This is a genomic window from Rhizobium lusitanum (assembly GCF_014189535.1).
GTDB classification, from domain to species: Bacteria; Pseudomonadota; Alphaproteobacteria; order Rhizobiales; family Rhizobiaceae; genus Rhizobium; species Rhizobium lusitanum_C.
Genome location: NZ_CP050308.1, coordinates 671,434 through 698,082, shown reverse-complemented (window position 1 = coordinate 698,082; position 26,649 = coordinate 671,434). Strand labels below are relative to the sequence as shown.

The window sequence follows — 26,649 nt, the reverse complement described above, 5'->3', positions numbered from 1 at the left end:
GGCAGAGCCATGCATCTCCTCCTAGCGCAAAAAGGAACGATCAGCGACGGCGAGGAGGCGATTGATCTTGGTCAGTCGCCGGGCGATATCCTGTTCCTGTCGGCGGCCGATACCGAGCTTGCGGCAATCGCCGCCGCCCACGGGCAGGGGGAGGCTGGCTATTCGCTGCGGCTCGCCAGCCTGATGAGCCTCAAGCATCCCATGTCCGTCGATACCTATGTCGAGCGGACGGTGCGGCATGCGAAGCTGATTATCGTCCGCGCGCTTGGTGGCGCCAGCTATTTCCACTATGCGCTTGAGGCGCTGCATGCCTGTGCTGCGCGCAGCGGCGCTCTTATTGCGGTGCTGCCGGGGGATTCGAAGTCCGATCCGGGGCTGATGCCGTTTTCCAACATCGTGCTCGATGATCTCAACGCGCTGTGGTCCTACCTGATCGAAGGCGGGGATGCGAATTCTCGGGCGTTTCTTGGCTATGCCGAGGCGATGCTGTCGGGGGCGGAGAAGCCGGCAACGGCATCACCGCTGATGAAGGCCGGGATCTGGTGGCCGGGCAGGGGCGTGATTGGGGTTGAGGAGTGGAGAAGCGTCTCCGAATTGGCAGTCCCAGAGGGACTCGAACCCCCCACCATCGTAATCTCGTTCTATCGCGCCCTCGTCCAGAGCGGCGAAACCAAGCCCATCGAAGCCTTGATTGACGTCCTCGTTGCCCAGGGCATGCTGCCGCTGCCGGTGTTTGCCTATAGTCTCAAGGACCCCGTCTCGATCGGCATTCTGGAAAGCGTGTTCACCGAATTGAAGCCGGATGTCGTCGTCAATACGACCGGGTTTGCGGTTTCGGCGCCGGGTGCCGATCGCCAGCCGACCGTATTGGAGACGAGCGATGCGGTCGTGCTGCAGGCGATCTTTTCGGCCTCGTCGAGACAGGCCTGGGAGACGTCGTCGCAAGGGCTTTCGGCGCGCGATCTCGGCATGAACGTGGCGCTGCCGGAGGTGGATGGGCGTGTGCTTGCCCGCGCCGTTTCGTTCAAGGCGGCCGCACGCTATGATGATCGTGTCGAGGCCAATATCGTTGCCAGCGAGCCGGCCGAGGACCGCATGCGCTATACGGCGCGGCTTGCCGCCAATTGGGCGCAGCTGCGCAGGACGCCGCCGCCAAAGCGGCGCGTGGCGCTGGTCATGGCCAACTATCCGAACCGTGACGGAAGGCTTGGCAACGGCGTCGGGCTCGACACACCGGCAGGTACGATCGAAGTGTTGAAGGCGATGCGGACGGCGGGTTACCCGGTGGCCGATCTGCCTGGTGATGGCGATGCGCTGATCCGGCATCTGATGGATGGGCCGACTAATTCGGGTCACGATGGCAAGGTTGTTCGCGAGACGCTTTCTTTAAGCGAATACAAATATTTCTTCTCATCTCTTCCTAAACAGATTCAGGATGAAATCGTTGCCCGTTGGGGTGATCCCGAGAGCGATCCCTATGTTCGCGACGGCGTTTTCGCGCTGCCCTTCACCCGCTTCGGCGAAGTGCTGGTCGGTATCCAGCCGGCGCGTGGCTATAATATTGATCCGAAGGAAAGTTATCATTCACCGGATCTTGTGCCGCCTCACGGCTATCTCGCTTTCTATGCGTTCCTGCGCCAATCCTTTGGTGCGCATGCGATCATCCATATGGGCAAGCACGGCAATCTCGAATGGCTGCCTGGCAAGGCCCTGGCGCTGTCGGAAACCTGCTATCCTGAGGCGATCCTCGGGCCGTTGCCGCATCTCTATCCTTTCATCGTCAACGATCCCGGCGAAGGCACGCAGGCAAAGCGCCGCACGAGCGCCGTGATCATCGACCACCTGACGCCGCCATTGACCCGCGCGGAAAGCTACGGTCCGCTGAAGGATCTCGAAGCGCTGGTGGACGAATATTACGAGGCCTCCGGCGGCGATCCGCGCCGTATCCGGCTGCTGCGCAAGCAGATCCTCGATCTCGTTGCCGATATCGGCCTCGATCAGGATGCCGGCATCGCCAAGGGTGAGGGCGAGGATGAGGCGCTGAAGAAACTCGACGCCTATCTCTGCGATCTCAAGGAAATGCAGATCCGCGATGGGCTACATATTTTTGGTGTCTCACCGACAGGCAGGTTGCTGACCGATTTGACGGTGGCACTGGCGCGTGTGCCGCGAGGTTTGGGCGAGGGTGGCGATCAGAGTTTGCAGCGGGCGATTGCGCGGGATACGTTGGAGGGAGTGGGATTCGTCGAGAGTGCGGCACCCCCCTCTGTCGCTCTCGCGACATCTCCCCCACAAGGGGGAGATCGTTAAATCGCGGCGCTTCCTCGTATCAAACAGACATCGAACCCGTTGACGCTGCGCTTGGCGTTTCGGGAGAGCGGAGCGGCATACTCCCAACAATCTCCCCCCTTGTGGGGGAGATGTCAGCGAAGCCGACAGAGGGGGGTATCCCTCCGCGCAAGCCGTTCGATCCTTTGGATTGCGATATGGCCGCCGAATGGACCGGCCAACGCCCCGACATTCTTGCCGATATTTCCGACGATCCCTGGCGTACCCAAGGCGATACCGTCGAGCGCATCGAACTCCTGGCCGCGAAATTCGTTGCTGGAGAGATCGGATGCCCCGAGGATTGGACGCACACGCGCGCTGTTCTAGCCGAAATCGAAACCCGCCTGAAACCCTCGATCCTTGCCTGCGGAGATGCCGAAATCTCCGCCCTGATGAAAGGCCTGGACGGCCGGTTCGTGCCCCCCGGTCCTTCCGGTGCGCCGACGCGCGGCCGGCCGGACGTCCTGCCGACGGGCCGGAATTTCTATTCGGTCGATAGCCGCGCAGTGCCGACGCCGGCTGCCTATGAGCTTGGCAAGAAATCGGCCGAGCTGTTGGTCCGTCGCTATGTGCAGGATCACGGCGAATGGCCGGTTTCCTTCGGGCTGACGGCCTGGGGTACGTCCAACATGCGTACCGGTGGCGACGATATCGCCCAGGCGCTGGCGCTGATCGGCGTCAAGCCGGTCTGGGACATGACCTCGCGGCGGGTCACCGGCTACGAGATCATCCCGCCCGCTCTGCTGCGTCGCCCGCGCGTCGATGTCACGCTGCGCATTTCCGGCTTCTTCCGCGATGCGTTCCCGGAGCAGATTGCGCTGTTCGACAAGGCGGTCCGCGCGGTCGGTGCGCTGGAGGAGGATGCGGCGGACAATCCGATCGCGGCGCGGATGCGTGGCGAGATCGCGCGGCTAGAGGCGGCGGGCTTGGATCAGGATTCCGCCAGCCGCCGTGCCGGCTATCGCATTTTTGGCTCCAAGCCCGGTGCTTATGGTGCCGGGCTGCAAGCGCTGATCGACGAGAAGGGTTGGGAGCGGCGCGCAGATCTGGCGGAAGCCTATCTCGTTTGGGGCAGCTATGCCTATGGGGCGGGCGAGGACGGCAAGGCGGAGCGCGGCGTGTTCGAGGAGCGACTACGTTCGATCCAGGCTGTCGTGCAGAACCAGGATAATCGCGAGCATGACCTGCTCGACAGCGACGATTACTACCAGTTTGAGGGCGGCATGGCAGCGGCGGCGGAGCAGCTCGCCGGCGCGCGCCCGTCGATCTATCACAACGACCATTCCCGGCCGGAGAAGCCGATCATCCGCTCTTTGGAAGAGGAGATTGGCCGGGTCGTGCGCGGCCGTGTCGTCAATCCGAAGTGGATCGATGGCGTCATGCGCCATGGCTACAAGGGTGCCTTCGAGATTGCTGCGACGGTCGACTATCTCTTCGCCTTTGCGGCGACGACGGGCGCTGTTCGCAATCATCATTTCGAGGCGGTCTACCAGGCTTTCGTGGTCGATCAGAAAGTGCGCGACTTCATGGCCGAGAAAAATCCGGCCGCACTTCGGGAGATGAAGGAACGCCTGCTGGAAGCCATCGACCGCCAGCTCTGGACGCCGCGCAGCAATTCTGCCCGGTTCGATCTGGAGGCTCCGGTGCGGGGCAAGGAGGCTGTGGCGTGAGTGCAGCCGGCGATCTTCTTCAGGCTTTCGAGGGTTACGTTACGTCGCGGAGCGATCCCTTGTTGCGCCGCTTCATGGACGGCTTCGATTGGCGGATGGATGAGCGGCTGCTTGCTGCCCATAGATTGCCCGTGTTGGACCATCTGAATATCCTCCACAAGCCGTCGGCCGACGCCGGAGAAGGAGATCTGTTCTCCACCCTCTCAAGCACCGCAAGCGCTCTGCATTGGGGACAGACCTATAGCATTGCCGATTTCGGTGTGGACTTTCTGCAGAGATACGGTTGGGTCGAGCTGTTCGGCACGCGTGGTCACTTCGTAAGCGATGATATGGCCGGCGGTTTTCTGCTGCTCGGACCGGACGTCCACTATCCGGATCACCATCACACGGCCGAGGAAATCTATATTCCGCTGACCGATGGCTCTCTGTGGAGCAAGGACCGGCAACATTTCCTGCCGCGCTGGTCCGGCGAGATCATTCATCATCCCTCGGACATCCGCCATGCGATGCGGACCGAGAGCACGCCGTTGGTGGCGCTCTACCTTTGGCGAGGCGGACCGCTGGCGCAGAAATCCATCATTTCAGGGAGAGAAAAATGAGCGAAGACATAGCCGAAACCGGCACTGACGCACCGAGGAACGATGACGCTCGCCATTCCGACAAGATGGCCAAGAAGAAGGCCGCGCGTGACAAGATCATGGCGACGAAGACCGACGAGAAGGGTCTGATCATCGTCCATACTGGCAAGGGCAAGGGCAAATCATCCTCAGCCTTCGGCATGATCTTTCGGCATATCGCCCATAAGAAGCCATGCGCGGTGGTGCAGTTCATCAAGGGCGCGATGTGGACCGGCGAGCGGGATCTGATCGAGACGCATTTCTCCTATATCTGCCAGTTCCACACGATGGGCGAAGGCTTCACCTGGGAGACGCAGGATCGCGCCCGCGACGTGGCTGCTGCTGCTGCTGCCTGGGAAAAGGCCAAGGAACTGATCCGCGACGAGCGCAACTCGATGGTGCTGCTCGACGAGATCAACATCGCGCTGCGTTATGACTATCTCGATATCAACGAGGTGGTGGAGTTCCTGAAGGAAGAGAAGCCGCACATGACGCATGTCGTGCTCACCGGCCGCAACGCCAAGGAAGAGCTGATCGAAATCGCCGATCTCGTCACCGAGATGGAACTGATCAAGCATCCCTTCCGCTCCGGCATCAAGGGTCAGCCGGGCGTTGAGTTCTGATTTGGTAAGAGACGCTTCTTAGCCGGTGGACATCATCTCCCTCAACACATCAGCCGTCCGCTGATCCGCCGGGAAGAAGGATTCGATTGCCAGTTCCGACAGGGTGACATCGACTGGCGTGCCGAAGACGGTGGTTGTGGAGATGAAGGAGAGGCGGCCGGCGTCGGTGATGAGTTCGAGCGGCACGGCGATGCCGGCATAGTCCCTGTCGGTCGGATTCGGCCTGTGTGCTGGCGGAGCGGGGTAGGCTGAAAGCTCTTTTAGCAAGGCCGAGAGCGTGGGATCGCCGCTGGCTGCGATCTGTTGGCGCAGGCGCTCCAGCAGATGCGCGCGCCATTCAGCAAGGTTAAGGATTCGCGGCGCGAGGCCGCCCGGATGCAGGCTGAGCCTCAACACGTTGACAGGTGGTTCGAGCAGCGAGATGTCGGCGACGCCGGAGAGCAGGGGCGCAAGTGCAGCGTTTGCGGCGATCAGCGTCCAATGTCGGTCCACTGCCAGTGCCGGAAAGGGTTCGTGGCCCTTCAGAACCAGATCGATGGCCCGGCGTGCCGGGGCAAGCGCCGGGTCGTCCAGCGAGCGTTCCGGGAAGACCGGCGCGAAGCCGGCGGCCAGCAGCATCGGATTGCGGTCTCTAAGTGGCACGCCCAGCCGTTCGGCAATATGCATCAGCATGTCGCGGCTCGGAAGCGCGCGCCCGCTCTCGATGAAGCTGAGATGCCGTTGCGATATCTCGGCTTCAAGGGCGAATTCGAGTTGGCTCAAACGGCGGCGCTGCCGCCATTCACGTAGGTAATCGCCGAGAGAGCGGGCGGGCATCATCATGCGGCTGCCGGCATCTGGTCGATGAAACCATGAACGGCTTTCAGCCGCTCGCCATCGAGGATGGCGAAATCGGTGCCCTTGACCAGCGGCTCGCTGCCTTCCGGGCCGAGATCCCAGGAGAAGCGGATATTGTCGCCATGGCGATCGGCGGAACCGGAGAGTTTGAAGCGGAAATCGGGAAAACGGTCCTGCACGGCGGCGACCAGCGCATCGATCTGCTCGCGGCCTTCGCCGCGCATCAGCGGGTCGATGTAGGTGCAGGATTCCGTCCATGCTGCGGTGATCAGCGCGCGTCTGCGCGTGACATCGGTCTCATTCCAGACGGCGATATAGCGTTCGGCAATGGTTGTCGCATCGGTCATCGGGTCATCTCCTTTGGATCGCCTGAACCGTTCAGGCATGGGGATCATGGGTGAGCCCACGGATGGTATCAATTACCTCGAAGGTAATCAAAGTCGCCTGATATCAGATGCCGATCCACACACGGACGGGGTTGGTCGGGTCGGCCAGAAGTTTGATGGCGAAGGCTATGCAGACGATGACCAGCAGCGGTTTGATCAGCCGTCCGCCGATGCGCATGGCGAGCCGTGAACCGAGTTGAGCCCCGAGGAACTGGCCTAACCCCATGGTCAGGCCGACCTTCCAGAGGATGGCGCCGGAGAAGATGAAGACGATCAAGCCGCCGAGGTTTGAGCCGAAATTCAACAGCTTGGTATGCGCGGTCGCCTTCAGCAGGCCGAAGCCGGCGAGTGTGACGAAGGCGAGCATCAGGAACGAGCCCGTGCCGGGGCCGAAGGCGCCATCGTAGAAGCCGATCAGCGGCACCAAGGTGACGCCGAAGAGGCCGGCACTCATGCGGCGATGTTTTTCGATATCGTTGAGATTGGGCTTGACAGCGAAATAGAGCGCGATGGCAATCAACAGGAACGGTAGGATGATGCGCAGGACATCGCCGGGCATGATCGTCGCCAGTGCCGCGCCCAACATGCCGCCGATCACGGCCATCAACGCCATCGGCAATTGCTCGCGAAGCTGCACATGGCCTTGCCGGGCATAGGCGATGGTCGCGGAGGCTGCGCCGCAGATCGATTGTACCTTGTTGGTGCCAAGCGTCTGCAGCGGCGGGATGCCGGCCAGCAGCATGGCGGGCACGGTGACCAACCCGCCGCCACCGGCGATCGAATCGACGAAACCGGCGAAGAACGCGGCGGCAAAGAGCAGAAGCAGCAGATGAAGGGTAATGTCTGGCAAGGGGGGAACTCAGCGGCATGAAATTGAGGCGTCTTCTTGCACTCTGGATACGCCAAGGCAATTGCCGATGGGACACACCGGGCGAAATTGACGCGCTGAGGATGGCTGAGTAGATGTGTTTGACCATAACCGCCGCTGCCGAGGAGTGACTATGACGACCTATTCCAATTCTACTCGCCGCTATCTCCTCGGTCTCGGTTGTGAGCGCGGCACGGACTGGAATGATGTGCGTCTGCTTGCCGAACGGGCCATGCGAGAGGCCGGGATCGGAGCCGACCAGATCCTTGCGGTGGTCTCGATCGATACGCGGATGAATGAACCGGCGATGCTGGAGGTGGCCACGCATTTTCGCCTGCCGCTGCGGTGTTTCAATGTTGCGGCGCTGGAGCGGGAGACGCCGCGTCTGAAGAATCCATCCGAACTCGTTTTTGCCCATGTCGGTTGCCATGGTGTTGCCGAAGCGGCCGCGTTGGCTGCCGCTGGACCCGATGCCGAACTGGTTCTACCGAAAATCAAATCCGCTTTTGCCACGGCGGCGATTGCAAAAATCGGCTGAGCTGCCGCCGGTCTTTCAGCATCGTTTTGTCGCAATCTGTGACGAATTCGCGCGATACCGCTTCCGATATTGCAGAAATGGCGGCTGTGGGTATGGTGAGGTATCTCGCCGATCGCGGTTCTCGCGTGTCCCGGCAATCCCGAAACATGATCTCCGAAATTGCAGCGCCATTTTTGGAGAAACTTATATTTTATCAGAATGATAAGAAGGAAATATCATGCACAAGGTAATTTACGATACGGACCCTGGCGTCGATGACGCCATGGCGCTTCTCTTCCTGCACCGTCATCCGGATATCGATCTTCTCGGCGTCACCACGGTGTTCGGCAATGCTTCCGTCGATACGACGACGCGCAATGCGTTGTTTCTGAAACGCGAGTGGAACATCCCGTGCCCCGTCGCTCGCGGCGCCAGCGTTACGTTCGATCCCTCGCGGCAGGAACGGCCGTGGCCGACCTTCGTGCACGGCCATAATGGCCTCGGTGATATCGATGTGCCCGCAACGATCGATCTGGCGACGGATCCGCGCCCGGCCTATCAGTTCATCATCGATACTGTCCGCGCCAATCCGGGCGAGGTGAGGCTGGTTGCCGTCGGCCGCATGACCAATCTGGCGCTGGCGCTGAAGCACGATCCGGAGATCGCCAAGCTGGTCAAGGATGTCGTCATCATGGGCGGCAATTTCTATGTTCCAGGCAATGTCACGCCGGTGGCGGAAGCCAATATTCATGGCGATCCGGAAGCCGCAGATGCCGTTATGACCGCATCGTGGAAGGTCGTGATCATCGGCCTCGACGTGACCGGAGTCACGACGATGAGCCGGACCTATCTTGCCGACATGGCGAAGGTAGGCGGCCCGTCCGTGCAGCTCCTGTCGGACCTGTCGCAATCCTATATCGATTTCTACGGCCATATCGTCGATGACGGCATGATGGTGCATGATAGCTGTGCTGCGGTCTATATCGTCGCGCCGGAGCTGTTCCATACGATCGAGGGATCGGTTCGCGTCGTCTGCGGCGGCATCGCCGACGGCCAGACGATCGTCAAGCCGAATGGCCGGCATTTCCCGCCGAACGAATGGGACAACCTGCCGAGCCAGATCGTCTGCACCGGTATCCGTTCGCAAGCGGTGATTGACCTGATCCGCGACGCGATTCTCGGCAAATGAGCCGCTGAAGTGAGACTTGGGGAGGGCGGCAATGCTGTCCTCTCCAAGGGGTCTTGGTTCGTAGTTCTGTTTATTTAATAATATTATCAAATTGTTGCGTGCGCCTCATGGCAATTTGAGTCAAAGACTTAAAGCGTTGAATCGGGTTTCCTTTCGTCGTCTTCGAGAAAACGGATATCGCGCAGTTGCCGTCGTCCTGATCCGATCTGCCTTATCATCCCATCCTGGAAACGGGAGTCCGGCTGCCGCCACCTTATCCCGTTCTCAAGATTGCAATTTTTGCCATCCGGGCATAGGACAGATGGGATGAACGATACCGCATTTTCCAATCTGCCGGCGCTGGAGCCGGGCTCCGTCTGGCTCGTTGGCGCCGGGCCGGGCGATCCCGGTCTGCTGACCTTGCTGGCGGCCAAGGGATTGGCGGAGGCGGACATTATTGTGCACGATGCGCTCGTCAACGAGGATTGCCTGAAGCTCGCGCGCCCTGGCGCAGCACTCGAATATGCCGGCAAGCGCGGCGGTAAGCCGTCTGCTAAACAGCGAGACATTTCGCTGCGTCTGGTCGAGCTGGCGCGTGCCGGAAAACGGGTGCTGCGGCTAAAGGGCGGCGATCCCTTCGTCTTCGGGCGTGGTGGCGAGGAAGCGCTGATGCTGGTAGAGCATGGCATTCCCTTTCGTATCGTTCCGGGCATTACCGCCGGGATCGGCGGTCTCGCCTATGCCGGCATTCCCGTCACCCATCGCGACGTCAACCACGCCGTCACGTTCCTCACCGGTCACGATTCCTCCGGCCTCGTGCCGGATGCGATCAATTGGGAGGCGATCGGCAAGGGTTCGCCTGTCATTGTCATGTATATGGCGATGAAGCATATCGCCCAGATAAGCGCCAATCTCATCGCCGCCGGCCGCTCAGTCGACGAACCGGTTGCCTTCGTCTGCAATGCCGCCACGCCGGCGCAGCAGGTGCTGGAGACCACGCTCGGTCGCGCCGAGGCGGATGTCATAACATCCGGCCTGGAGCCACCAGCGATCGTCGTTGTCGGCGATGTGGTGCGACTGCGGCCTTCCCTCGATTGGCTGGGCGCTTTGAACGGCCGCAAACTCGTCCCGGCAACGGACATGCGGGCGGGTGGCGGTCGCAAGGTGCCGGCATGAGCGGTTTGCTGATAGCAGCGCCAGCCTCGGGCTCGGGCAAGACCACGATCACGCTCGGCCTGCTCAGGGCTCTGCGGAAAAAGGGGATTGCGGTTGCGCCGGGCAAGGCCGGTCCTGATTACATCGATCCCGCGTTTCTTGCTGCGGCGGGCGGTTCGCTCTGCCTCAATTTCGATCCCTGGGCCATGCGCCATGAGCTGATCTCCGCCAATTCGGCGCTGCATCGTGCTGGCGATCGGATGCTCGTCATCGAAGCCATGATGGGATTGTTCGACGGCGCGGCGGATGGCTCCGGCACACCGGCCGATCTTGCCGCCTTCCTGGGGCTTTCCGTGGTGCTGGTGGTCGATGCCTCGCGCATGTCGCACTCGGTTGCCGCCCTTGTCAGCGGCTTTGCCAATTTCCGCACCGATATCCGCATTGCCGGTGTCATCCTCAATCGGGTCGGCAGCGATCGGCATGAGGCGATGTTGCGCCGGGCGCTGGAAGCGGTTCGGATTCCCGTCGCCGCCGTTATTCGTGCCGACAAGGGGCTGACATTGCCGGAGCGACATCTCGGGCTGGTGCAGGCCGGGGAACATGCTGGTCTGGAAGACTTCATCGAACACGCGGCGGAGACGCTCGCCAAGGCGTGCGATTTCGGATTACTGCTGCGTGCCGCGCAACAGAATGTCGTTCGGCCATCGGCCGCCAACGTCGCCCGGCTCATGCCCTTCGGCCAGCGGATCGCTGTTGCCCGCGATATCGCTTTTGCTTTCTGCTACGAACATATGCTGCTCGGCTGGCGCCGGCGCGGGGCGGAGATTTCGTTCTTTTCGCCTTTGGCCGATGAAGCTCCGGCCGTGGATGCGGATGCCATCTATCTGCCGGGCGGCTATCCCGAGCTGCATGCGGGGAAACTTGCAGCCGCAACGCAATTTCATGAGGGGATGAAGGCTGCGGCGGCGCGCGGCGCTCGAATTTATGGCGAGTGCGGTGGCTACATGGTGCTTGGCGAGGGATTGGTGGATGCAACGGGCACGCGACACGCAATGCTTGGCCTGCTACCGGTCGTCACCAGCTATGAGAAGCGTCAACGCCATCTCGGCTACCGGCGCGTGACGCCGCTTGCCGGGTCATTCTTCGAGCGGCCGATGACGGCGCATGAGTTTCACTATTCGACCATTGTCTCGGAAGGTGAGGCGGATCGGTTGTTTGCGGTCACGGATGCGCTTGGTGCCGACCTCGGCGCGGCGGGCCTGCAACGCGGCAATGTCGCCGGGTCCTATATGCATCTGGTCGACCTTGCCGGTGACAGCGCGTGACGGGCAGGATCGTACATGGCGGCGGCATCACCGCCGCAGCGCGTCTTCATGGGGGACGACCGGAAGACTGGCTAGATCTGTCGACGGGGATCAATCCCAATCCCGTCACCTTGCCCGACATCCCTGTTTCCGCCTGGCATCGGCTGCCGGATCAATATCTGGTGGAGCGAGCGCGGAAGGCGGCGCGGGACTATTATCGTAGCGGCGATATTCTGCCGCTGCCGGTTCCCGGCACGCAGTCGGTGATCCAGCTTCTTCCGCGACTAGTGATGGCCGGCAGTGCCGCGATCCTGTCGCCAACCTATGGGGAATATGCCCGCGCTTTTGTGCTGGCCGGGTTGCCCGCTCGTGAAATTGCCGAGATTGCCGATCTGCTGCCCGAGCAGAGCCTTGTGGTCGTCGTTAATCCCAACAATCCGGATGGCCGGCTGTTGCCCGTCGATCGGCTCCGGGAATTGCATGACCGACTGCGGGAGCGCGGTGGCGTGCTGGTGGTTGATGAAGCCTTCGGGGATATGGAACCGGAGGGCAGCCTTGCGCCGTATGCCTCCTCCATGCCGAACCTCATTATCTTCCGTTCCTTCGGCAAGTTTTTCGGCCTGGCCGGCCTGCGCCTCGGGTTTGTCATCGCGGAAGCCTCTCTCCTCGCGCGTTTCGAGGATTGGCTCGGTCCCTGGGCGGTCTCCGGGCCGGCGCTTTCGCTGGCTGCTTCCTTGATGGAAAACGATACGGCCACTATCCGCAATCGCATTCTCGACCGCCGTTCGGCGCTGGATGCTGTTCTTCGCCAGGCTAAGTTTAAGGTGGCAGGTGGCACGGGGCTGTTTGCTCTCGCTGCCGACGAGCGCGCAAGCGATATACATGCGCATCTCTGCCGCCATCATATTCTTGTCCGTAAGTTCGACTATGCGCCGAATTGGCTGCGTTTCGGGCTTGCTCCGGACGAGGAGGCCGACCGCAGGCTTGCCGGGGCGCTGGAGAATTATTCGATATGATCATCGACGAACATTTGCTCATTCTCGTTCTGGCATTGCTGCTGGATCGCATCATCGGTGATCCCCACTGGCTTTGGCAGCGGTTGCCGCATCCGGTCGTGCTGTTCGGCAAGGCGATTTCCTTTTTCGACCGCCATTTTAACGCCGAGCATCTGCCGGATCTGACACGTCGCCGCAATGGTGTGATGTCGATCGTCGCGCTGTTGTTCGGTGCGGCTATCGCGGGCTGGGCCGTTCATGGGCTGCTCGCCTTCTTCGGCTGGTTCGGCATTCTGGTCGAGGCTGGGCTAGTGGCGATATTCCTGGCGCAGAAGAGCCTGGCCGATCATGTCGGCGAGGTGTCGAACGCGCTACGCAGTGAAGGCTTGGAAGGCGGGCGCCGAGCCGTGTCGCGCATCGTTGGCCGTGATCCGGAAACGTTGGATGAACCGGGCGTTTGCCGCGCCGCGATCGAGAGCCTTGCCGAGAATTTTTCCGATGGCGTGGTGGCGCCGGCGCTCTGGTATGGCGTTTTCGGCCTGCCGGGCCTGTTTATCTACAAGATGCTGAACACCGCCGATTCGATGATCGGTCATAAATCCGAGACCTATATCGATTTCGGCTGGGCCTCCGCCCGGCTGGACGACGTCGCCAATTGGCCGGCTGCGCGGCTGTCGATCCTGCTGATCGCGGCTGGCGCACTGGTCAAGAAGGGGATTTCCGCGCTCGGTAATACGATCCGCGTTGCGGTCCGCGATGGCGGTCTGCATCGTTCGCCGAATTCCGGGAGGCCCGAAGCGGCAATGGCCGGCGCCCTGGACATCCAGCTTGCCGGACCGCGCGTCTATGGCGGCGAGGTTGTACGCGAGCCGATGATCAATGGTTCCGGTCGGGATACAGCCACCGTCAGCGATGTCGAGGCGGGCATCTCGATCTTCTATTCCGCCTGCTCGATGCTGACGCTCCTTGCTTTCGTGGCCTTCCTGCTGCTGCTCTGATCGTTCGGTTTGCGTTAATCAATCGCATACCATACGTATTAATTTAGTATAATCTGATGTATGATAGTGGTTTCCTTCGTCGGAATTGTTTCACAGAGAAGCAAACGATGGAAGGGGACAAGATGAAACGGATACTGGCAGCCGCTACCGCATGTCTATTCCTGCAGTTTCATGTCGCTTCGGCGCAGGCCGGAACTGTTGTTGCCAAGATTGATCTTCGCTCACAGACCATGACCGTTTCCGAGGACGGCGTCCTTAAGTATCGTTGGAAAGTATCGACGGCGCGCAAGGGCTATGTGACGCCGACCGGTTCCTATACCGCGAAGTGGCTGTCGCGTGATCATCGCTCCAAGAAATACGATGACGCGCCGATGCCCTATGCGGTGTTCTTCAATGGCGGCTATGCGGTGCACGGCACCTACGAGCTGAAGCGCCTTGGCCGGCCGGCATCACATGGCTGCGTGCGGCTGGAACCGCGAAACGCCGCGACCTTCTTCTCGATGACATCGGAAGTAGGGCTGAAGAACACGCGCATCGTCATCACCGACTGATCGGCTTTTGTCCGGGCAAATTTGCCAGGCATTGAAGCTGGGCCGCAATGCTGCCGCATCCGTCTCGCATGCCGGGCGCAATCCAGAGCCTGGAGCGTCTTTGCTGTTTGCGCAACAGTGCTTCGCCAAATTGCCGGGGTTTCCGGTGGAGACCATTGGCTTTTGGAATGGATTTCCCTATGAGGGGGATTGAATTATTATTTCATGAGGTATGGGCGTGACTGCTACATTCGACAAAGTTGCCGACATCATCGCTGAGACAAGCGAAATCGATCGTGAAACGATCACCCCGGAAAGCCATACGATCGATGACCTCGGCATCGACAGCCTTGATTTCCTGGACATCGTTTTTGCCGTCGACAAGGAATTCGGCATCAAGATTCCGCTGGAAAAGTGGACGCAGGAAGTCAACGACGGCAAGGCTTCGACCGAGGAATATTTCGTCCTCAAGAATCTCTGCGCCAAGATCGACGAATTGCGCGCCGCCAAGGGCTGAGCAACGTCTTTGCATTTTTGCCGCCCAGCCGCTCCTGACTATAGCGGCCGGGCGGTTTCATTCTTAACTATCGTATCCTGCCCGGACCGTCAGAGGTCAGCGGGTAGGATCGGAGGCGTTGATGCTGCTGGAATATTTCCAGATGATCGACCGGGTTGTGTCCGTCGATCTGTCCAAGGGCCTGTTGAAGGCACATTCGGTCGTGCCGGCGAAGAGCCCTGTTTTCGAAGGCCATTTTCCCGGCATGCCGCTGGTCCCCGGCGTTCTCCTGATCGAAACCATGGCCCAGGCTTCGGGCATGCTGGTGCTGGCGGCGACCAACTTCGCCTCCATGCCGTTCCTGATGTCGGTCGATGGCGCCAAGATGCGCACCTTTGTCGAGCCCGAGGCGGAACTCGACATCGAGGCGGAACTGGAGCATGACGGCTCGGGCTTCGCGGTGACAAAGGCGCGGATCACCATTGTCGGCAAGAAGATCTGCGATGCGCAGTTGAAGCTGCGTACCATGCCGTTTAATGAGGTGCCGCTCGCCGATATCGTGCGCAAGCGGGCAGGCGAGGTCGGTCTTTTCGACGCCATCGCCGCCAATGGCTGATGCATCCGGCTTGCATGACGCCGCATTGTTAGAGGATTGATGAATGAGCAAGGCTCAGAATGATGTGGTGATCACGGGTGTCGGCATCGTCACCTGTCAGGGTGTTGGCAAGGATGCGCATGTCGCCCTGCTGACCGCGGACAAGACGCCGACGACCATCGTTGAAACCGAGAAATTCAAACCATATCCCGTGCATCCGTTGCCGGAAATCGATTGGTCGCAGCAGATCCAGAAGCGCGGCGATCAGCGGCAGATGGAAAATTGGCAGCGCATCGGCGTCTTCACCGCCGGCCTGGCGCTGGACGATGCCGGCTTGAAGGACAACCTCGACGCCTGCGGCAGCATGGACATGATCGTGGCCGCCGGCGGCGGCGAGCGCGACCTGAATGTCGATACGCTGATCGTCGATGAGGGCCTGAAGCGCAACGATCGCGAACTGCTGTTGAACGAGAAGCTGACGACCGAGCTTCGCCCGACGCTGTTCCTGGCGCAGCTCTCCAATCTGCTCGCCGGCAATATTTCGATCGTTCACAAGGTGACGGGCTCGTCGCGCACCTTCATGGGCGAGGAAGCTGCCGGCATTTCGGCCGTCGAGACTGCTTTCCATCGCATCAAGTCGGGCGAATCCAGCCATGCATTGGTCGGCGGCGCGTTTTCGGCCGAGCGGCAGGACATGATGCTGCTGATCGCGTCGGTGAACGCGCATGCGATCGGCGATTGGCATCCGCTCTGGTCCCGCAAGCCGGAAAACGGCGGTGGCATAATCATGGGCTCGCTCGGTGCCTTCCTCGTGCTTGAGTCCCGCGCTCATGCCGAAGCACGCGGCGCGCGCATCTATGCGACGATCGACGCGATCGAAGGTGATCGCGGCAGCCGTGACGGCGGCAAGCTCGAGGCGCGGCTGGAGCGCCTGCTTGAACCCGCCAAGGATACGCAGGGCGACGACACGGTCATCTTCTGTGGTACGACGGCGATCGCCGATCTTGCAACGCGCGAGAAGGCCGTGTTGGAAGCGCAGCTCCCTGCATCTGCCATTCGCGGCTATGGCGGGGTTTCCGGCCACGGGCTCGAGAGCCAGTTTCCGCTGGGGATCGCTTTTGCGGCGCTCGCGCTTGCCAACAAGGCCAAGGTGCCGGCTTTCGATACCGTGCATGAAAAGCCGATGAAGGTCGGAGCGACAAAGGCGGTTGTGACGACCGTTGGCCACGCGCGCGGCGAAGGCATCGCCGTACTGTCCGGCGAAGCGTGAGGAGTTAGAATCATGACCGCATCCGCCTACAAGGATCATTTGGGACGCCCGATCGTCGCTGTTACCGGCATGGGCATCATCACCTCGCTTGGCCAGGGATTGCAGGACAATTGGAACGCGCTTTCCTCCGGCACCTCGGGCATTCACGACATCACCCGCTTTCCGACCGATGGGCTGTCGACGCGGATTGCCGGCACGGTGGATTTCATCGATATCCCGGCGCCGAACGCCGTCGAGCGCTCCTATGCGTTCGCTCGCGAAACGACGATCGAGGCGCTTGCCCAGGCTGGACTTTCCGGTGATTTCAATGCGCCGCTCTTCCTGGCTGCGCCGCCGATCGAGCCGGAATGGAGCGCACGCTTCGCCCTTGCCGACCGTTCGCCGCCGGCCGATCATCCGGGTGACGCCTATGATCGCTTCCTCGCCGCGATGCGTCAGCGTCCCGATCCGGCCTTCCATGAGGCGGCCCTGTTCGGCGCCATTTCGGAGCGTCTTGCCGATCGTTTCGGCACGCGCGGCCTGCCGGTGACCCTGTCCACGGCCTGTGCGTCGGGCGTCACCGCGATCCAGCTCGGTATCGAGGCAATTCGCCAGGGCCGCACGACGCGGGCACTGACAGTCGCGACCGACGGATCGCTCAGCGCCGAAGCACTGATCCGTTTCTCCCTGCTATCGGCTCTTTCCACCCAGAACGACCCGCCGACCAAGGCATCGAAGCCCTTCAGTAGGGATCGCGACGGCTTCGTCATCGCCGAGGGTGCGGCGACACTGGTGCTGGAATCGCTGGAATCGGCGGTTGCCCGCGGTGCAAAGATCCTCGGAATCATGAAGGGCGCCGGCGACAAGGCCGATTCCTTCCATCGCACCCGCTCGTCGCCTGATGGCGGCCCGGCGATCGCGACGATCCGCGCAGCACTTGCCGATGCCGGCATGGCCGAGACCGATATCGGCTATATCAATGCCCACGGCACCTCGACGCCGGAAAACGACAAGATGGAATATGGTGCCATGTCCGCCGTCTTTGGCGAGGGACTGGCCTCCATTCCGGTTTCGTCAAACAAGTCGATGATCGGCCATACGCTGACGGCGGCCGGCGCGGTTGAGGCGGTGTTCTCGCTGCAAACGATGCTGACCGGCACGCTGCCGCCGACCATCAACTATAACAATCCCGATCCGACGATCATCCTTGACGTCGTGCCGAACCAGAAGCGTGAAAAGCAGGTTGGCGCCATCCTTTCGAACTCCTTCGGGTTCGGCGGACAGAACGCCAGCCTTGTCATGGCACTCGAACCGGCTTAATCGGACCTTCGAAGAAAAAAGATACTGGAGAGAGACGACTTATTTTCCAATCGTTGTCTCGCTCCAGCGCTATTTGATGTGGCATGATCCTGTCCGAAAACCGGTTCGTACTTTCCAGGATCATGACTTAAGACGCCCGAGGGGCGGGGGATTTTGACATGCGCGCTTTGCAACTGGTCGACGACCGCAAACTTGAGATCACCGATCTGCCGGAGCCGGAAGCTCCAGGCGCGGGTGAGGTGACCCTGCGCGTCAAGGCGGTCGCCCTCAATCATATCGACGTCTGGGGCTGGCGCGGCATGGCATTTGCCAAGCGCAAGATGCCCCTGGTGATCGGTGCGGAAGCGTCCGGTGTCGTCGAGTCGATCGGGCCGGGCGTTGCCAATGTACTGCCGGGGCAGCTCGTGTCGATCTATGGCGCGCGCACCTGCGGTCTTTGCCGCCATTGCCGCGAAGGTCGCGACAATCTCTGCGAACATGTCAGCGGCGTGCATGGTTTCCATCTCGACGGCTTTGCGCAGGAGAAGGTCAATCTGCCGGCGCGCTTGCTCGTTCCGGCTCCTCCCGGCGTTGATGCGATCGGCGCGGCACTCGCGCCCGTCACCTTCGGCACGGTCGAGCACATGCTGTTTGACAATGCCAAGCTGGAGCCGGGCGAAACGATCCTCGTGCATGCAGGCGGCTCGGGCATCGGCTCGGCGGCGATCCAGCTCGCCAAGAAGATCGGCTGCACTGTTATCACCACCGTTGGTTCCGACGACAAGATTGAGAAGGCCAAGGCGCTTGGCGCCGATCACGTTATCAATTACCGCACCGAACGTTTTGAAGGTGTGGTGCGCAAGCTGACCAAGAAGAAGGGCGTCGACGTCGTCTTCGAACATGTCGGCAAGGACACCTGGGCTGGATCCATGCTCTGCATGAAGCGCGGCGGCCGCCTCGTCACCTGCGGCTCGACCTCGGGGGTCTCCGCCGAAATGAACCTGATGATGCTGTTCCAGCAACAGCTGAAGCTGCTCGGCTCCTTCGGTTGCCGCATGGAGAACATGGCGAACGCCATGCAGAAGATGGCGCGCGGGCTGGTGCACCCGGTGATCGACACTGAGGTGAGCTTCAGCGATATCGACCGCGCGCTGGAGCGGATGGAATCGCGCCAGATCTTCGGCAAAATTATCCTCAAGATGGATTGACCGGCGTGAAGCTCGTCATCACCCGGATCGTCATTGCGCTCAGAAACTTCCAACAGTGGCTGGTGGCGCAGATCATATTCGGGTTCCTGAACTTCCTGAAAATCTTTCCGGCTGATGGCGGCATCAATTTTTCCGACTGGCTGACCCGCAAAATCGGGCCGCGCATGCGCCGGCACCAGCTGATGCTGACCAATCTTCGCAATGCTTTTCCTGAGAAGAGCGAAGTGGAGATCGCTGAGATAGCATTGGCGAGCTGGGGCAATATGGGGCGGCTGGCGGCGGAGTATGTTTTCCTCGACCGGCTGTTCGATTTTGATCCATCTCGCGACGAGCCGGGCCGTATCGAAGTGTCGGGTATTCCGATCTTTCTCGACCTGCGGGAGAACCCTAGGCCATTCATCGTCTTTACCGGGCATACGGGCAACTTCGAGTTGTTGCCGGTGGCCGGCGCGGCCTTCGGACTGAAGGTCACCGTGCTCTTTCGACCGCCCAATAATCCCTATGTGGCACAGAAAGTCTTCGATTTTCGCGCCAAGCGCATGGGCAGCCTCGTGCCTTCGCATGCCGGATCGTCCTTTACCCTGGCCCGGCAATTGGAGGATGGTGGCGGGGTTGGCGTACTGGTCGACCAGAAGTTCCGCAAAGGGCTGAAGACCCTGTTTTTCGGTCGCGATGTCAAGACCAATCCGCTTTTGCCGAAGCTGGTGCGGCAGTTCAATTGCGAGGTTTATCCGGCTCGATGCATACGTTTGCCGGGCAATCGCTATCGTCTGGAGATCGAGCCGAGGCTGGAAATGCCTCGCGACGAGCGTGGAAACCTGGACTTGCCCGCTACCGCGCAAATGCTGAACGACAAGGTTGAGAGCTGGGTGAGGGAGTATCCCGAACAGTGGCTTTGGTATCACGACCGCTGGAATATCAAAAAGTCTGTTTTCTAAAATATTAGCGAAACAGAGTGGTTTGTGCCGAAATGAACCACTTTTAACCCCAATAGGTCCTGCCCCTGACCTTGGGTAAGCCTAAGCTTTCGAAAAATTCGCCTTTTCCGAGAACTTCCATTCATCATAGGATTGAACGTGAGGGTAAGTCATGTTATTTCAATTTACAGAAAGTTTGGTGAGATTGCGGACACCAAGCTGAAAATCCTTGGTCATGATGGTGTCGGGAATGAGGCCCGATATTTGTTTATGGGCAAGGGCAGGAGGGCAATTTGCTGGCACTCTTTCATGCCTTCTCCACGAAATGCGCCCAGATCCAACGTGCGATCAAGCTGGGTGATGATGAACTGGTTGGTTCTCTTGATCGCGAATTGGAGCCGCTGATAGCGGCTATTATGGCCTACAAAGCTAACAGTCTTCTTGAAATGTATATGCAGCTCCAATTCATGAGCAATCTCATTCGCGAAGAATCGGATGACCGTTCGCGTGTGTTGCGTAATTCAGCGTCGTTGTCGTTGCTGATCGATAGCTATTTTGGCGGCGCCGGCGATGCTGCGGCGGATGTGCTGATGGCTTTCTCCACGGAGAGAGACGAGCATGAGAGCGAGGCCTCGGGTTTCGACGAGGACAACGTTCTGAACGACGTCATTCTCGATAGCTTGCCGGATCGCGTCGCCGTCATCACGCGTGATTATCGTTATCTCTATAGCAATGCCGCCAATTCGGAATTCCTGAAGTCGAGGCCGATCGAGTTGGTCGGGCGGCACCTTGCTGAATTTATCGGCTCCGAATGCTTCGAGAGTAGTTTCAGGAGCAAGCTTGATGCATGCCTTGCCGGAGAGACGGTCGATTGCCTTTATCCGGCCCAGCATCCGACGGATGCCGGCAAGACCCTGCATTGCCGTATGACGCCTTTGCGGGCCACCAAGCCCAGAGGCGAGGTGATCGGTGCGTTGCTGGTTGTGCATGAAGTCAGTGTCGTTCCAGCCAACATGCTGGTGGCTTGATCACGCCGTTTCAGGCTCCGAACAACAAACGTTCGAGCGTGCCCGCAAATTTGCGGGCCGCCGGTTTGTCAACATTTGCCTCTTGATGATCGAAAGCCGTTGAAGCGGCTTTCGGGATTGCTGTCACTGGTCCTTTCTCGCCGTCTTCCGCTTCGCATTCGAAGCAGAAGCAGCGGAAGTTGATGGCTTGCGGTTTGCTCATGCGGCTGGCCTGTTCCAGCTTGCAAATGGGTCCGGCAGGTTCCTCCAGCGCTCGGGCGTGAATCCGTCTGTTTCGATCAGACAGGCATCCAGTTCCGCGGTGATCTTTTGCTGATCCATGGGATCGGCGCCGATGAAGACCAGTTCCTGGCGGCGATCGCCCCAGGTCGGGTCGAGATAGGGGCCGATGGCGCGCTTGAAGGCGGGATCGCTCGGCCATTGCTCCTGCGGTACGGCGGCCCACCAGAGGCCGATCTTGGCTGTGCGCACCAGTGCACCAGCCTGGCTCATTTCGCCGACATAATGCGGGCGGGTCGCGAGCCAGAAGAAGCCCTTGGCGCGTACGACACCAGGCCATGAGCGATTGAGAAACTCTTGAAATTTCATGGGATCGAACGGCTTCTTCGCGCGGTAGACGAAGGAGCTTATGCCGTATTCCTCCGTCTCCGGAACATGGTCCTTGAAACCGTGCAATTCCTTGTACCAGAGCGGATGCGTCTCGGCGCGGTCGATATCGAAGCGGCCAGTGCCGAGAACTTCCGCCAGCTCCACCTTGCCGAAGTCGGTCTCGATCAGACGTGCCTCCGGATTGAGGCCAACGACGATCTTACGGGCGGCATCCTGCTGCTCAGGGCTTGCCGCGCCAACCTTGTTGAGGATGACGACGTCGGCGAATTCGATTTGCTCGACGAGGAGATCGACGATGGTCCTGTTGTCGCCATCGCCGGCGGTTTCTCCACGATCGCCAAGGAAGTCGGTCGAACCGTAATCGGCCAGCAGGTTGGCGGCGTCGACGACGGTGACCATGGTGTCGAGCTTGGCGACATCGGAAAGGCTATTGCCGTCTTCGTCACGGAACTCGAAGGTCGTGGCGACGGGTAGGGGTTCGGCGATCCCGGTCGATTCGATCAGCAGGTAGTCGAAGCGATCCTGGGCGGCGAGCTGGCGCACTTCCTTCAGCAGGTCGTCGCGCAGCGTGCAGCAGATGCAGCCATTGGTCATCTCGACAAGCTGTTCCTCGGTTCTCGAGAGATTGGCGCCGCCGTCGCGCACCAGAGCGGCATCGATATTCACCTCGCTCATGTCGTTGACGATAACGGCGACGCGCAGGCCTTGGCGATTGTTGAGGATATGATTGAGCAGCGTCGTCTTGCCGGCACCGAGAAAGCCGGAGAGGACGGTGACCGGGAGCTTCTTGTTCATGGCAACCTCTTTTGTAATGTAATACTATTACATATATGGGTTTGAAAAAAGCGAGCAGATAGCTCGCTTTTTTCGGCGCTATAGGGCCTGTCTCAGGAGAGGCAGGTCTTCAAGGAGTTGGCGATGCCGCGCATCATGTCGAAATAGAGATCAGGGCCTTGCCGCAGGGTTGCCGCTTCCGGGTCAAGCACGCCGGATTTCGCGGATGTACCCTCCAGGACGACGTTGACCAGCTTCGGTTCGAATTGCGGCTCGGCGAAGACGCAGGTGGCGCCGAGTTCGGCGACCTTGCCATGAATCTCCGATATCCGCTGCGCGCCGGGAATGCTCTCCGGGCTGACCGTGATCGAGCCGGCGACACGTACGCCGTATCGGTGCTCGAAATATTGGTAGGCGTCATGGAAGACGATGAAAGGCTTGCTCTTCACCGGGGCGAGGGTCGAGACGATTTCCGCGTCGAGCGCGTCCAGCCTGTCGTCCAGTGCCTTCTGATTGGCTTCATAGGTCAGCGCATTGGCAGGGTCGGCCGCGACCAAAGTGGTGGTGATTTCGGCCGTCATCGCCTTCGCATTGTGCGGATCGAGCCAGAGATGCGTGTCGAATTCACCGTGATCGTGGTCATGATCCGCCGGTTCGTCACCATCATCATCCGCTTCGAAGGCGCCGCCCTCGCGGAACTTCAGCTTGGTAATGCCGGGCGCCTTGTCGAGTTCGACCACAAGGGCATTCGCGCTGAGAGCCGAAAGCGGCTTTTCCAGGAAGGCTTCCATACCGGGGCCGACCCAGAAGACCACCTTGGCGGCTTCCAGCGCTTTCGCGTTGGAGGGCTTCAGCGCATAGGTATGCGGCGAGGCGGCGCCATCGACGATCAAATCAGGCGTACCGACCCCGTCCATGATTGCGGCCACGAGGGAGTGGATAGGCTTGATCGACACCACCACATCCGGAGCATCGGCGGCCGTTGCGGCGGCCGCAAAAAATCCGGAGAACAGCAGAGAAGCGGCGAGGGGGAGGATGGTCTTTATCATGGTTACGCGCGATCGCCCTTGAATGGGTCTGTTATGTTATTACATCAATTGCGTTATGCTATAACGTGTGCGATAGCAAGGCGCAACAGCGCAAGTGGAAATTTCATGCTTTCTTCCGTGGACAATCAGAGACGGCCGCTGGTGTCGCTCCATGAGGTCGGCGTTCGCCGTGGCGGCCGCTGGCTGGTGCGTGGCGTCGATTTTTCGGTGAGCCGCGGCGAGATCGTCACGCTGATTGGTCCAAACGGTTCCGGCAAATCCACCAGCGCCAAAGCGGCGATCGGTGTGTTGAAGTCGGATGAAGGCAGCGTCGAGCGTATTGCAGGCCTCAAGGTCGGTTATGTCCCGCAGAATCTTGCCATCGACTGGACACTGCCGCTCAGCGTCCACCGACTGATGACCTTGACCGGGCCACTACCCGAGTCCGAATTGAGAGGCGCGCTGAAGGCGGTGGGTATCGCTCATCTAGCCAAGGCTGAAGTACAACATCTGTCCGGCGGTGAATTTCAGCGGGCGCTGTTGGCACGTGCTATTGCTCGTAAGCCGGACCTTTTGGTGCTGGACGAGCCGGTTCAGGGTGTCGATTTCAGCGGCGAGATTGCGCTTTATGATCTGATCAAATCGATCCGCAATTCCGAAGGTTGCGGTATTCTGCTGATCTCGCATGATCTGCATGTGGTCATGGCCGAGACCGATACGGTTGTCTGTCTGAACGGCCATGTCTGCTGCCGCGGCACGCCGCAGGCGGTGAGCCAGAGCCCGGAATATGTCCGGTTGTTCGGCACGCGGGCGGCACAGTCGCTGGCGATCTACAGCCATGATCACGACCATACGCATCTGCCGGATGGCCGAGTGCAGCATGCGGACGGCACGATCACCGATCATTGCCATGCTGATGACGGCCATCATGACCACGATCACGACCATCATCACGCCGAGGGAGAGCGTCATGTTTGACGACTTCTTCCTGCGCGCCGTCGTCGCCGGCGTCGGGCTGGCGCTGACCACCGGTCCGCTCGGCTGCTTCATCATCTGGCGGCGCATGGCTTATTTCGGCGATACGATCTCGCATTCGGCGCTGCTCGGCGTGGCGCTGTCGCTGCTGTTTCAGCTCAATCTGACGCTTTCCGTCTTTGCGGTCGCGGCCACCGTCTCGATCCTGCTGCTCTTCCTCCAGCGCCGGCAGGCGCTATCGGCGGATGCTTTGCTCGGCATTCTGTCGCATGCGACGCTGGCGATCGGCCTCGTCATCGTTGCTTTCATGAGCTGGGTCAGGATCGATCTTATCGCCTTTCTGTTCGGCGACATCCTCGCCGTCAGCCGCACGGATATTGCGATGATCTGGGGCGGCGGCATCTTCGTCTTGGCGGCGATTGCCTGGCTCTGGCGGCCGCTGCTTGCCTCCACGGTCAATCCGGAGCTGGCCGAGGCCGAGGGCTTGAAGCCTGAACGGGCGAAGCTGTTCTTCATGCTGCTGATGGCTGTCGTCATTGCCATCGCCATGAAGATCGTCGGCATTTTGCTGATCACCGCGCTGCTGATCATTCCGGCCGCCACCGCGCGCCGTTTTTCCGCGACGCCGGAGATGATGGCGGTGTTGGCCTCGCTCGTCGGCGCAGTCGCCGTTGTCGGCGGCCTGTTCGGGTCGCTGCGCTACGACACGCCGTCCGGCCCGTCGATCGTGGTCGCGGCGCTTATCCTATTTATCTTCAGTCTGCTGCCCCTTGTTCGCAGGGGTAGCGCGCCGGCGGCGCAACAAGGAGGACAGGAATCATGACCACTCCGATGCTCACGAAGAACCAGACCCTTGTTTTCGATGTCCTGACCAAGGCGGAGGGGCCGGTCAGCGCCTATACTATCCTCGACAAGCTGCGTGACAGTGGCTTCCGTGCGCCGCTACAGGTCTACCGGGCGCTGGACAAGCTGTTGGAATATGGCGTGGTGCACCGGCTGGAGAGCATCAACTCCTTCGTCGCCTGCGCCCATCCGCATGAAAATTGCCATAGCCACGGCCTGGTCGCCTTCGCCATCTGCGAGAGCTGCGGCCAGGTGACCGAATTCCACGACCATGAGGTGGACCATCGGCTGATGGGCTGGCTGAAATCGCAGAAATTCAAGGCGGAGAAGTCGACCATCGAAATCCGCGGCCATTGCGCGAGCTGCGCGGCCTAATCTAGGCGTTTCAAGTCCCGCGCAAAACGCTGCCAGTTGGCGACATAATTGCGAGCCGAGCGGCGCAGGCCCTCGATGGCGGCTTCGTCCAGCACGCGGATCGCCTTGGCTGGCGCGCCGACGATCAGCGAGCCATCTGGAAACTCCTTGCCTTCGGTCACCAGCGCATTGGCGCCGACCAGGCAGTTGTTGCCGATCTTTGCGCCATTCAGCACGGTTGCGCCCATGCCGATCAGCGAATTGTCGCCGATGGTGCAGCCGTGGATGATGGCGTGATGGCCGATGGTGCAGCCTTCGCCGATGGTGACAGGAAAGCGCGGATCGGTATGCACCATCACGCCTTCCTGGATGTTCGTGCCCTTGCCAACAACGATTGGCTCATTGTCTCCGCGCAGCACCGCGCCGAACCAGATGCCGACATCCTCGCCAAGCTCGACCTTGCCGATGACAGTGGCATCCGGCGCGATCCAGTAGAGGCCGGGTTGGGGCGTTTTCGGCACCAGGCCGGAAAGGGCATAGAGCGGCATGCTGTCCTCCTTGCGATCAAACCACGTTCAGCACCAGCGTTGCGACGCCATCGACGGCGCAGGTAATTCTGTCGCCGCGCGCGACGGGGCCGACGCCGGCGGGCGTGCCGGTCAGGATGATGTCGCCGGGCGCCAGCGTGAAGAGTTTTGACAGTTCGGCGATGATCTCAGGCACTTTCCAGATCATCTGCTGGAGGTCGCCGCGCTGCGCCGCCTCGCCGTTGCGCATCAGCCAGATGCCACCCTTGTCGGGATGGCCGACCTGGGTTGCCGGCACCAGCGCCGAGACTGGCGCGGAATGTTCGAAGGCCTTGCCGATTTCCCACGGGCGGCCAAGCTTCTTGGCCTCGCCCTGAAGGTCGCGGCGGGTGAAATCGATGCCGACGCCATAGCCGTAGATGCAGTCCAGGGCGCGTTCGGCCGGAATGTCGGCGCCACCACTTCTAAGCGCGATCACCAACTCGACCTCATGATGCACATCCGAGGACAGCGGCGGATAGGGGAAATCGCCCGACACCAGCAGGTTGTCCGGGTTCTTCTGGAAGAAGAAGGGCGGCTCGCGGCTGGGGTCATGGCCCATCTCGATCGCATGGTCGGCATAGTTGCGGCCGACGCAATAGACACGGCGCACTGGGAAGAAGGCATCCTCACCCTCGATCGGCAGCAGCACGGGTGCGGGCAGGGGAATGACTGTGGCAAGCGATTCGGTCATGGCTACTTTTCAACTATC

General features: G+C 60.6%; 27 protein-coding genes and 1 pseudogene. 20 read left to right on the top strand and 8 right to left on the bottom strand.

Annotation, left to right across the window (positions count from 1 at the left end):
- Window positions 1–9: 9 nt before the first annotated feature.
- From cobN to cobO, 3 genes and pseudogenes are all read left to right on the top strand, one after another.
- Window positions 10–3,998, top strand: a pseudogene (gene cobN / locus HB780_RS17200) (cobaltochelatase subunit CobN).
- Window positions 3,995–4,597, top strand: coding sequence for a dimethylsulfoniopropionate lyase (locus HB780_RS17195; RefSeq protein ID WP_183694086.1), 603 nt, complete (start codon window positions 3,995–3,997; stop codon window positions 4,595–4,597). The pseudogene cobN and the gene HB780_RS17195 overlap by 4 nt, the downstream one beginning before the upstream one ends.
- A complete protein-coding gene (cobO, locus tag HB780_RS17190; RefSeq protein ID WP_183694083.1) occupies window positions 4,594–5,238 on the top strand; it encodes a cob(I)yrinic acid a,c-diamide adenosyltransferase in 645 nt (214 codons plus the stop codon). Before HB780_RS17195 ends, cobO begins: the two co-directional genes overlap by 4 nt.
- A gap of 18 nt (window positions 5,239–5,256) precedes the next feature.
- Here the strand turns inward: cobO and HB780_RS17185 are convergent, their stop codons facing one another.
- The 3 genes from HB780_RS17185 to HB780_RS17175 all read right to left on the bottom strand — a co-directional run bounded on the left by HB780_RS17185 (window position 5,257) and on the right by HB780_RS17175 (window position 7,311).
- The gene (locus HB780_RS17185; protein ID WP_183694080.1) at window positions 5,257–6,060 is read right to left on the bottom strand and encodes a helix-turn-helix domain-containing protein; all 804 of its coding nucleotides are present in this window, start codon (window positions 6,058–6,060) and stop codon (window positions 5,257–5,259) included.
- Window positions 6,057–6,422, bottom strand: coding sequence for a nuclear transport factor 2 family protein (locus HB780_RS17180; RefSeq protein WP_183694077.1), 366 nt, complete (start codon window positions 6,420–6,422; stop codon window positions 6,057–6,059). Before HB780_RS17180 ends, HB780_RS17185 begins: the two co-directional genes overlap by 4 nt.
- Before the next feature lie 103 nt (window positions 6,423–6,525).
- Window positions 6,526–7,311 (bottom strand): TSUP family transporter, encoded by a 786-nt coding sequence (locus HB780_RS17175; RefSeq protein ID WP_183694074.1) that lies wholly within the window; start codon window positions 7,309–7,311, stop codon window positions 6,526–6,528.
- 151 nt (window positions 7,312–7,462) lie between these two features.
- Here HB780_RS17175 and HB780_RS17170 point away from each other — a divergent pair, with 151 nt between their 5' ends.
- The 14 genes from HB780_RS17170 to HB780_RS17105 all read left to right on the top strand — a co-directional run bounded on the left by HB780_RS17170 (window position 7,463) and on the right by HB780_RS17105 (window position 20,788).
- Window positions 7,463–7,867: a cobalamin biosynthesis protein gene (locus HB780_RS17170; RefSeq protein ID WP_183694070.1), complete on the top strand. Its 405-nt coding sequence runs from the start codon at window positions 7,463–7,465 to the stop codon at window positions 7,865–7,867.
- 217 nt (window positions 7,868–8,084) lie between these two features.
- The gene (locus HB780_RS17165) at window positions 8,085–9,035 is read left to right on the top strand and encodes a nucleoside hydrolase (RefSeq protein WP_183694068.1); all 951 of its coding nucleotides are present in this window, start codon (window positions 8,085–8,087) and stop codon (window positions 9,033–9,035) included.
- Window positions 9,036–9,341: 306 nt separating this feature from the next.
- A complete protein-coding gene (gene cobA / locus HB780_RS17160; RefSeq protein WP_183694065.1) occupies window positions 9,342–10,190 on the top strand; it encodes a uroporphyrinogen-III C-methyltransferase in 849 nt (282 codons plus the stop codon).
- Window positions 10,187–11,494 carry a cobyrinic acid a,c-diamide synthase CobB gene (locus tag HB780_RS17155; protein WP_183694062.1) on the top strand — a complete coding sequence of 436 codons (1,308 nt, stop codon included), beginning with the start codon at window positions 10,187–10,189 and terminating at the stop codon, window positions 11,492–11,494. Before cobA ends, HB780_RS17155 begins: the two co-directional genes overlap by 4 nt.
- Window positions 11,491–12,489 carry a threonine-phosphate decarboxylase CobD gene (gene cobD, locus HB780_RS17150; RefSeq protein ID WP_183694059.1) on the top strand — a complete coding sequence of 333 codons (999 nt, stop codon included), beginning with the start codon at window positions 11,491–11,493 and terminating at the stop codon, window positions 12,487–12,489. Before HB780_RS17155 ends, cobD begins: the two co-directional genes overlap by 4 nt.
- Window positions 12,486–13,466, top strand: coding sequence for an adenosylcobinamide-phosphate synthase CbiB (gene cbiB, locus HB780_RS17145; RefSeq protein ID WP_183694056.1), 981 nt, complete (start codon window positions 12,486–12,488; stop codon window positions 13,464–13,466). The genes cobD and cbiB overlap by 4 nt, the downstream gene beginning before the upstream one ends.
- A 122-nt stretch (window positions 13,467–13,588) precedes the next feature.
- A complete protein-coding gene (locus HB780_RS17140) occupies window positions 13,589–14,017 on the top strand; it encodes a L,D-transpeptidase (RefSeq protein WP_183694053.1) in 429 nt (142 codons plus the stop codon).
- Window positions 14,018–14,228: 211 nt separating this feature from the next.
- Window positions 14,229–14,513, top strand: coding sequence for an acyl carrier protein (locus HB780_RS17135; protein ID WP_183694050.1), 285 nt, complete (start codon window positions 14,229–14,231; stop codon window positions 14,511–14,513).
- A gap of 121 nt (window positions 14,514–14,634) precedes the next feature.
- Window positions 14,635–15,108: a 3-hydroxyacyl-ACP dehydratase FabZ family protein gene (locus tag HB780_RS17130; RefSeq protein WP_183694047.1), complete on the top strand. Its 474-nt coding sequence runs from the start codon at window positions 14,635–14,637 to the stop codon at window positions 15,106–15,108.
- A 43-nt stretch (window positions 15,109–15,151) separates the two neighbouring features.
- Entirely contained in the window at window positions 15,152–16,357 is a 1,206-nt protein-coding gene (locus HB780_RS17125; RefSeq protein WP_183694044.1) for a beta-ketoacyl-ACP synthase, read from the top strand.
- 12 nt (window positions 16,358–16,369) lie between these two features.
- Window positions 16,370–17,656: a beta-ketoacyl-ACP synthase gene (locus HB780_RS17120; RefSeq protein WP_183694042.1), complete on the top strand. Its 1,287-nt coding sequence runs from the start codon at window positions 16,370–16,372 to the stop codon at window positions 17,654–17,656.
- A gap of 158 nt (window positions 17,657–17,814) precedes the next feature.
- Window positions 17,815–18,843 (top strand): zinc-binding dehydrogenase, encoded by a 1,029-nt coding sequence (locus HB780_RS17115; RefSeq protein ID WP_183694039.1) that lies wholly within the window; start codon window positions 17,815–17,817, stop codon window positions 18,841–18,843.
- Between the two features lie 5 nt (window positions 18,844–18,848).
- A complete protein-coding gene (locus HB780_RS17110) occupies window positions 18,849–19,781 on the top strand; it encodes a lipid A biosynthesis lauroyl acyltransferase (protein ID WP_183694036.1) in 933 nt (310 codons plus the stop codon).
- A gap of 272 nt (window positions 19,782–20,053) precedes the next feature.
- Complete coding sequence (locus HB780_RS17105) at window positions 20,054–20,788, top strand: PAS domain-containing protein (protein WP_183694034.1); 735 nt, start codon at window positions 20,054–20,056, stop codon at window positions 20,786–20,788.
- Between the two features lie 10 nt (window positions 20,789–20,798).
- Here HB780_RS17105 and HB780_RS17100 read toward each other — a convergent pair whose 3' ends face one another.
- The 3 genes from HB780_RS17100 to HB780_RS17090 all read right to left on the bottom strand — a co-directional run bounded on the left by HB780_RS17100 (window position 20,799) and on the right by HB780_RS17090 (window position 23,220).
- Entirely contained in the window at window positions 20,799–20,990 is a 192-nt protein-coding gene (locus HB780_RS17100; protein ID WP_183694031.1) for a hypothetical protein, read from the bottom strand.
- Entirely contained in the window at window positions 20,987–22,192 is a 1,206-nt protein-coding gene (zigA, locus tag HB780_RS17095) for a zinc metallochaperone GTPase ZigA (protein ID WP_183694028.1), read from the bottom strand. Before zigA ends, HB780_RS17100 begins: the two co-directional genes overlap by 4 nt.
- A 92-nt stretch (window positions 22,193–22,284) precedes the next feature.
- Entirely contained in the window at window positions 22,285–23,220 is a 936-nt protein-coding gene (locus HB780_RS17090; protein WP_183694025.1) for a zinc ABC transporter substrate-binding protein, read from the bottom strand.
- A gap of 105 nt (window positions 23,221–23,325) precedes the next feature.
- Here HB780_RS17090 and HB780_RS17085 point away from each other — a divergent pair, with 105 nt between their 5' ends.
- The 3 genes from HB780_RS17085 to HB780_RS17075 are packed head-to-tail and all read left to right on the top strand — an operon-like array spanning window position 23,326 to window position 25,392.
- Complete coding sequence (locus tag HB780_RS17085) at window positions 23,326–24,177, top strand: ATP-binding cassette domain-containing protein (RefSeq protein WP_183694023.1); 852 nt, start codon at window positions 23,326–23,328, stop codon at window positions 24,175–24,177.
- Window positions 24,170–24,997 (top strand): zinc ABC transporter permease subunit ZnuB, encoded by an 828-nt coding sequence (znuB, locus tag HB780_RS17080; protein ID WP_183697195.1) that lies wholly within the window; start codon window positions 24,170–24,172, stop codon window positions 24,995–24,997. The genes HB780_RS17085 and znuB overlap by 8 nt, the downstream gene beginning before the upstream one ends.
- Window positions 24,994–25,392: a Fur family transcriptional regulator gene (locus tag HB780_RS17075; RefSeq protein ID WP_183694021.1), complete on the top strand. Its 399-nt coding sequence runs from the start codon at window positions 24,994–24,996 to the stop codon at window positions 25,390–25,392. Before znuB ends, HB780_RS17075 begins: the two co-directional genes overlap by 4 nt.
- Here HB780_RS17075 and HB780_RS17070 read toward each other — a convergent pair.
- Both HB780_RS17070 and HB780_RS17065 read right to left on the bottom strand, forming a co-directional pair.
- Window positions 25,389–25,919: a gamma carbonic anhydrase family protein gene (locus HB780_RS17070; RefSeq protein WP_183694018.1), complete on the bottom strand. Its 531-nt coding sequence runs from the start codon at window positions 25,917–25,919 to the stop codon at window positions 25,389–25,391. The two genes, HB780_RS17075 and HB780_RS17070, sit on opposite strands and share 4 nt — an antisense overlap.
- 16 nt (window positions 25,920–25,935) lie before the next feature.
- The gene (locus HB780_RS17065; protein WP_183694015.1) at window positions 25,936–26,631 is read right to left on the bottom strand and encodes a fumarylacetoacetate hydrolase family protein; all 696 of its coding nucleotides are present in this window, start codon (window positions 26,629–26,631) and stop codon (window positions 25,936–25,938) included.
- Window positions 26,632–26,649: the final 18 nt, after the last annotated feature.

Bases quoted from the DNA above. Each gene is read 5' to 3' on its own strand.
- cobO (WP_183694083.1), top strand. From the start codon at position 4,594: ATGAGCGAAGACATAGCCGAAACCGGCACTGACGCACCGAGGAACGAT.
- HB780_RS17185 (WP_183694080.1), bottom strand. From the start codon at position 6,060: ATGATGATGCCCGCCCGCTCTCTCGGCGATTACCTACGTGAATGGCGG.
- HB780_RS17180 (WP_183694077.1), bottom strand. From the start codon at position 6,422: ATGACCGATGCGACAACCATTGCCGAACGCTATATCGCCGTCTGGAAT.
- HB780_RS17170 (WP_183694070.1), top strand. From the start codon at position 7,463: ATGACGACCTATTCCAATTCTACTCGCCGCTATCTCCTCGGTCTCGGT.
- HB780_RS17165 (WP_183694068.1), top strand. From the start codon at position 8,085: ATGCACAAGGTAATTTACGATACGGACCCTGGCGTCGATGACGCCATG.
- cobA (WP_183694065.1), top strand. From the start codon at position 9,342: ATGAACGATACCGCATTTTCCAATCTGCCGGCGCTGGAGCCGGGCTCC.
- HB780_RS17155 (WP_183694062.1), top strand. From the start codon at position 10,187: ATGAGCGGTTTGCTGATAGCAGCGCCAGCCTCGGGCTCGGGCAAGACC.
- cbiB (WP_183694056.1), top strand. From the start codon at position 12,486: ATGATCATCGACGAACATTTGCTCATTCTCGTTCTGGCATTGCTGCTG.
- HB780_RS17140 (WP_183694053.1), top strand. From the start codon at position 13,589: ATGAAACGGATACTGGCAGCCGCTACCGCATGTCTATTCCTGCAGTTT.
- HB780_RS17135 (WP_183694050.1), top strand. From the start codon at position 14,229: ATGGGCGTGACTGCTACATTCGACAAAGTTGCCGACATCATCGCTGAG.
- HB780_RS17130 (WP_183694047.1), top strand. From the start codon at position 14,635: ATGCTGCTGGAATATTTCCAGATGATCGACCGGGTTGTGTCCGTCGAT.
- HB780_RS17125 (WP_183694044.1), top strand. From the start codon at position 15,152: ATGAGCAAGGCTCAGAATGATGTGGTGATCACGGGTGTCGGCATCGTC.
- HB780_RS17120 (WP_183694042.1), top strand. From the start codon at position 16,370: ATGACCGCATCCGCCTACAAGGATCATTTGGGACGCCCGATCGTCGCT.
- HB780_RS17115 (WP_183694039.1), top strand. From the start codon at position 17,815: ATGCGCGCTTTGCAACTGGTCGACGACCGCAAACTTGAGATCACCGAT.
- HB780_RS17100 (WP_183694031.1), bottom strand. From the start codon at position 20,990: ATGAGCAAACCGCAAGCCATCAACTTCCGCTGCTTCTGCTTCGAATGC.
- zigA (WP_183694028.1), bottom strand. From the start codon at position 22,192: ATGAACAAGAAGCTCCCGGTCACCGTCCTCTCCGGCTTTCTCGGTGCC.
- HB780_RS17090 (WP_183694025.1), bottom strand. From the start codon at position 23,220: ATGATAAAGACCATCCTCCCCCTCGCCGCTTCTCTGCTGTTCTCCGGA.
- HB780_RS17085 (WP_183694023.1), top strand. From the start codon at position 23,326: ATGCTTTCTTCCGTGGACAATCAGAGACGGCCGCTGGTGTCGCTCCAT.
- znuB (WP_183697195.1), top strand. From the start codon at position 24,170: ATGTTTGACGACTTCTTCCTGCGCGCCGTCGTCGCCGGCGTCGGGCTG.
- HB780_RS17075 (WP_183694021.1), top strand. From the start codon at position 24,994: ATGACCACTCCGATGCTCACGAAGAACCAGACCCTTGTTTTCGATGTC.
- HB780_RS17070 (WP_183694018.1), bottom strand. From the start codon at position 25,919: ATGCCGCTCTATGCCCTTTCCGGCCTGGTGCCGAAAACGCCCCAACCC.
- HB780_RS17065 (WP_183694015.1), bottom strand. From the start codon at position 26,631: ATGACCGAATCGCTTGCCACAGTCATTCCCCTGCCCGCACCCGTGCTG.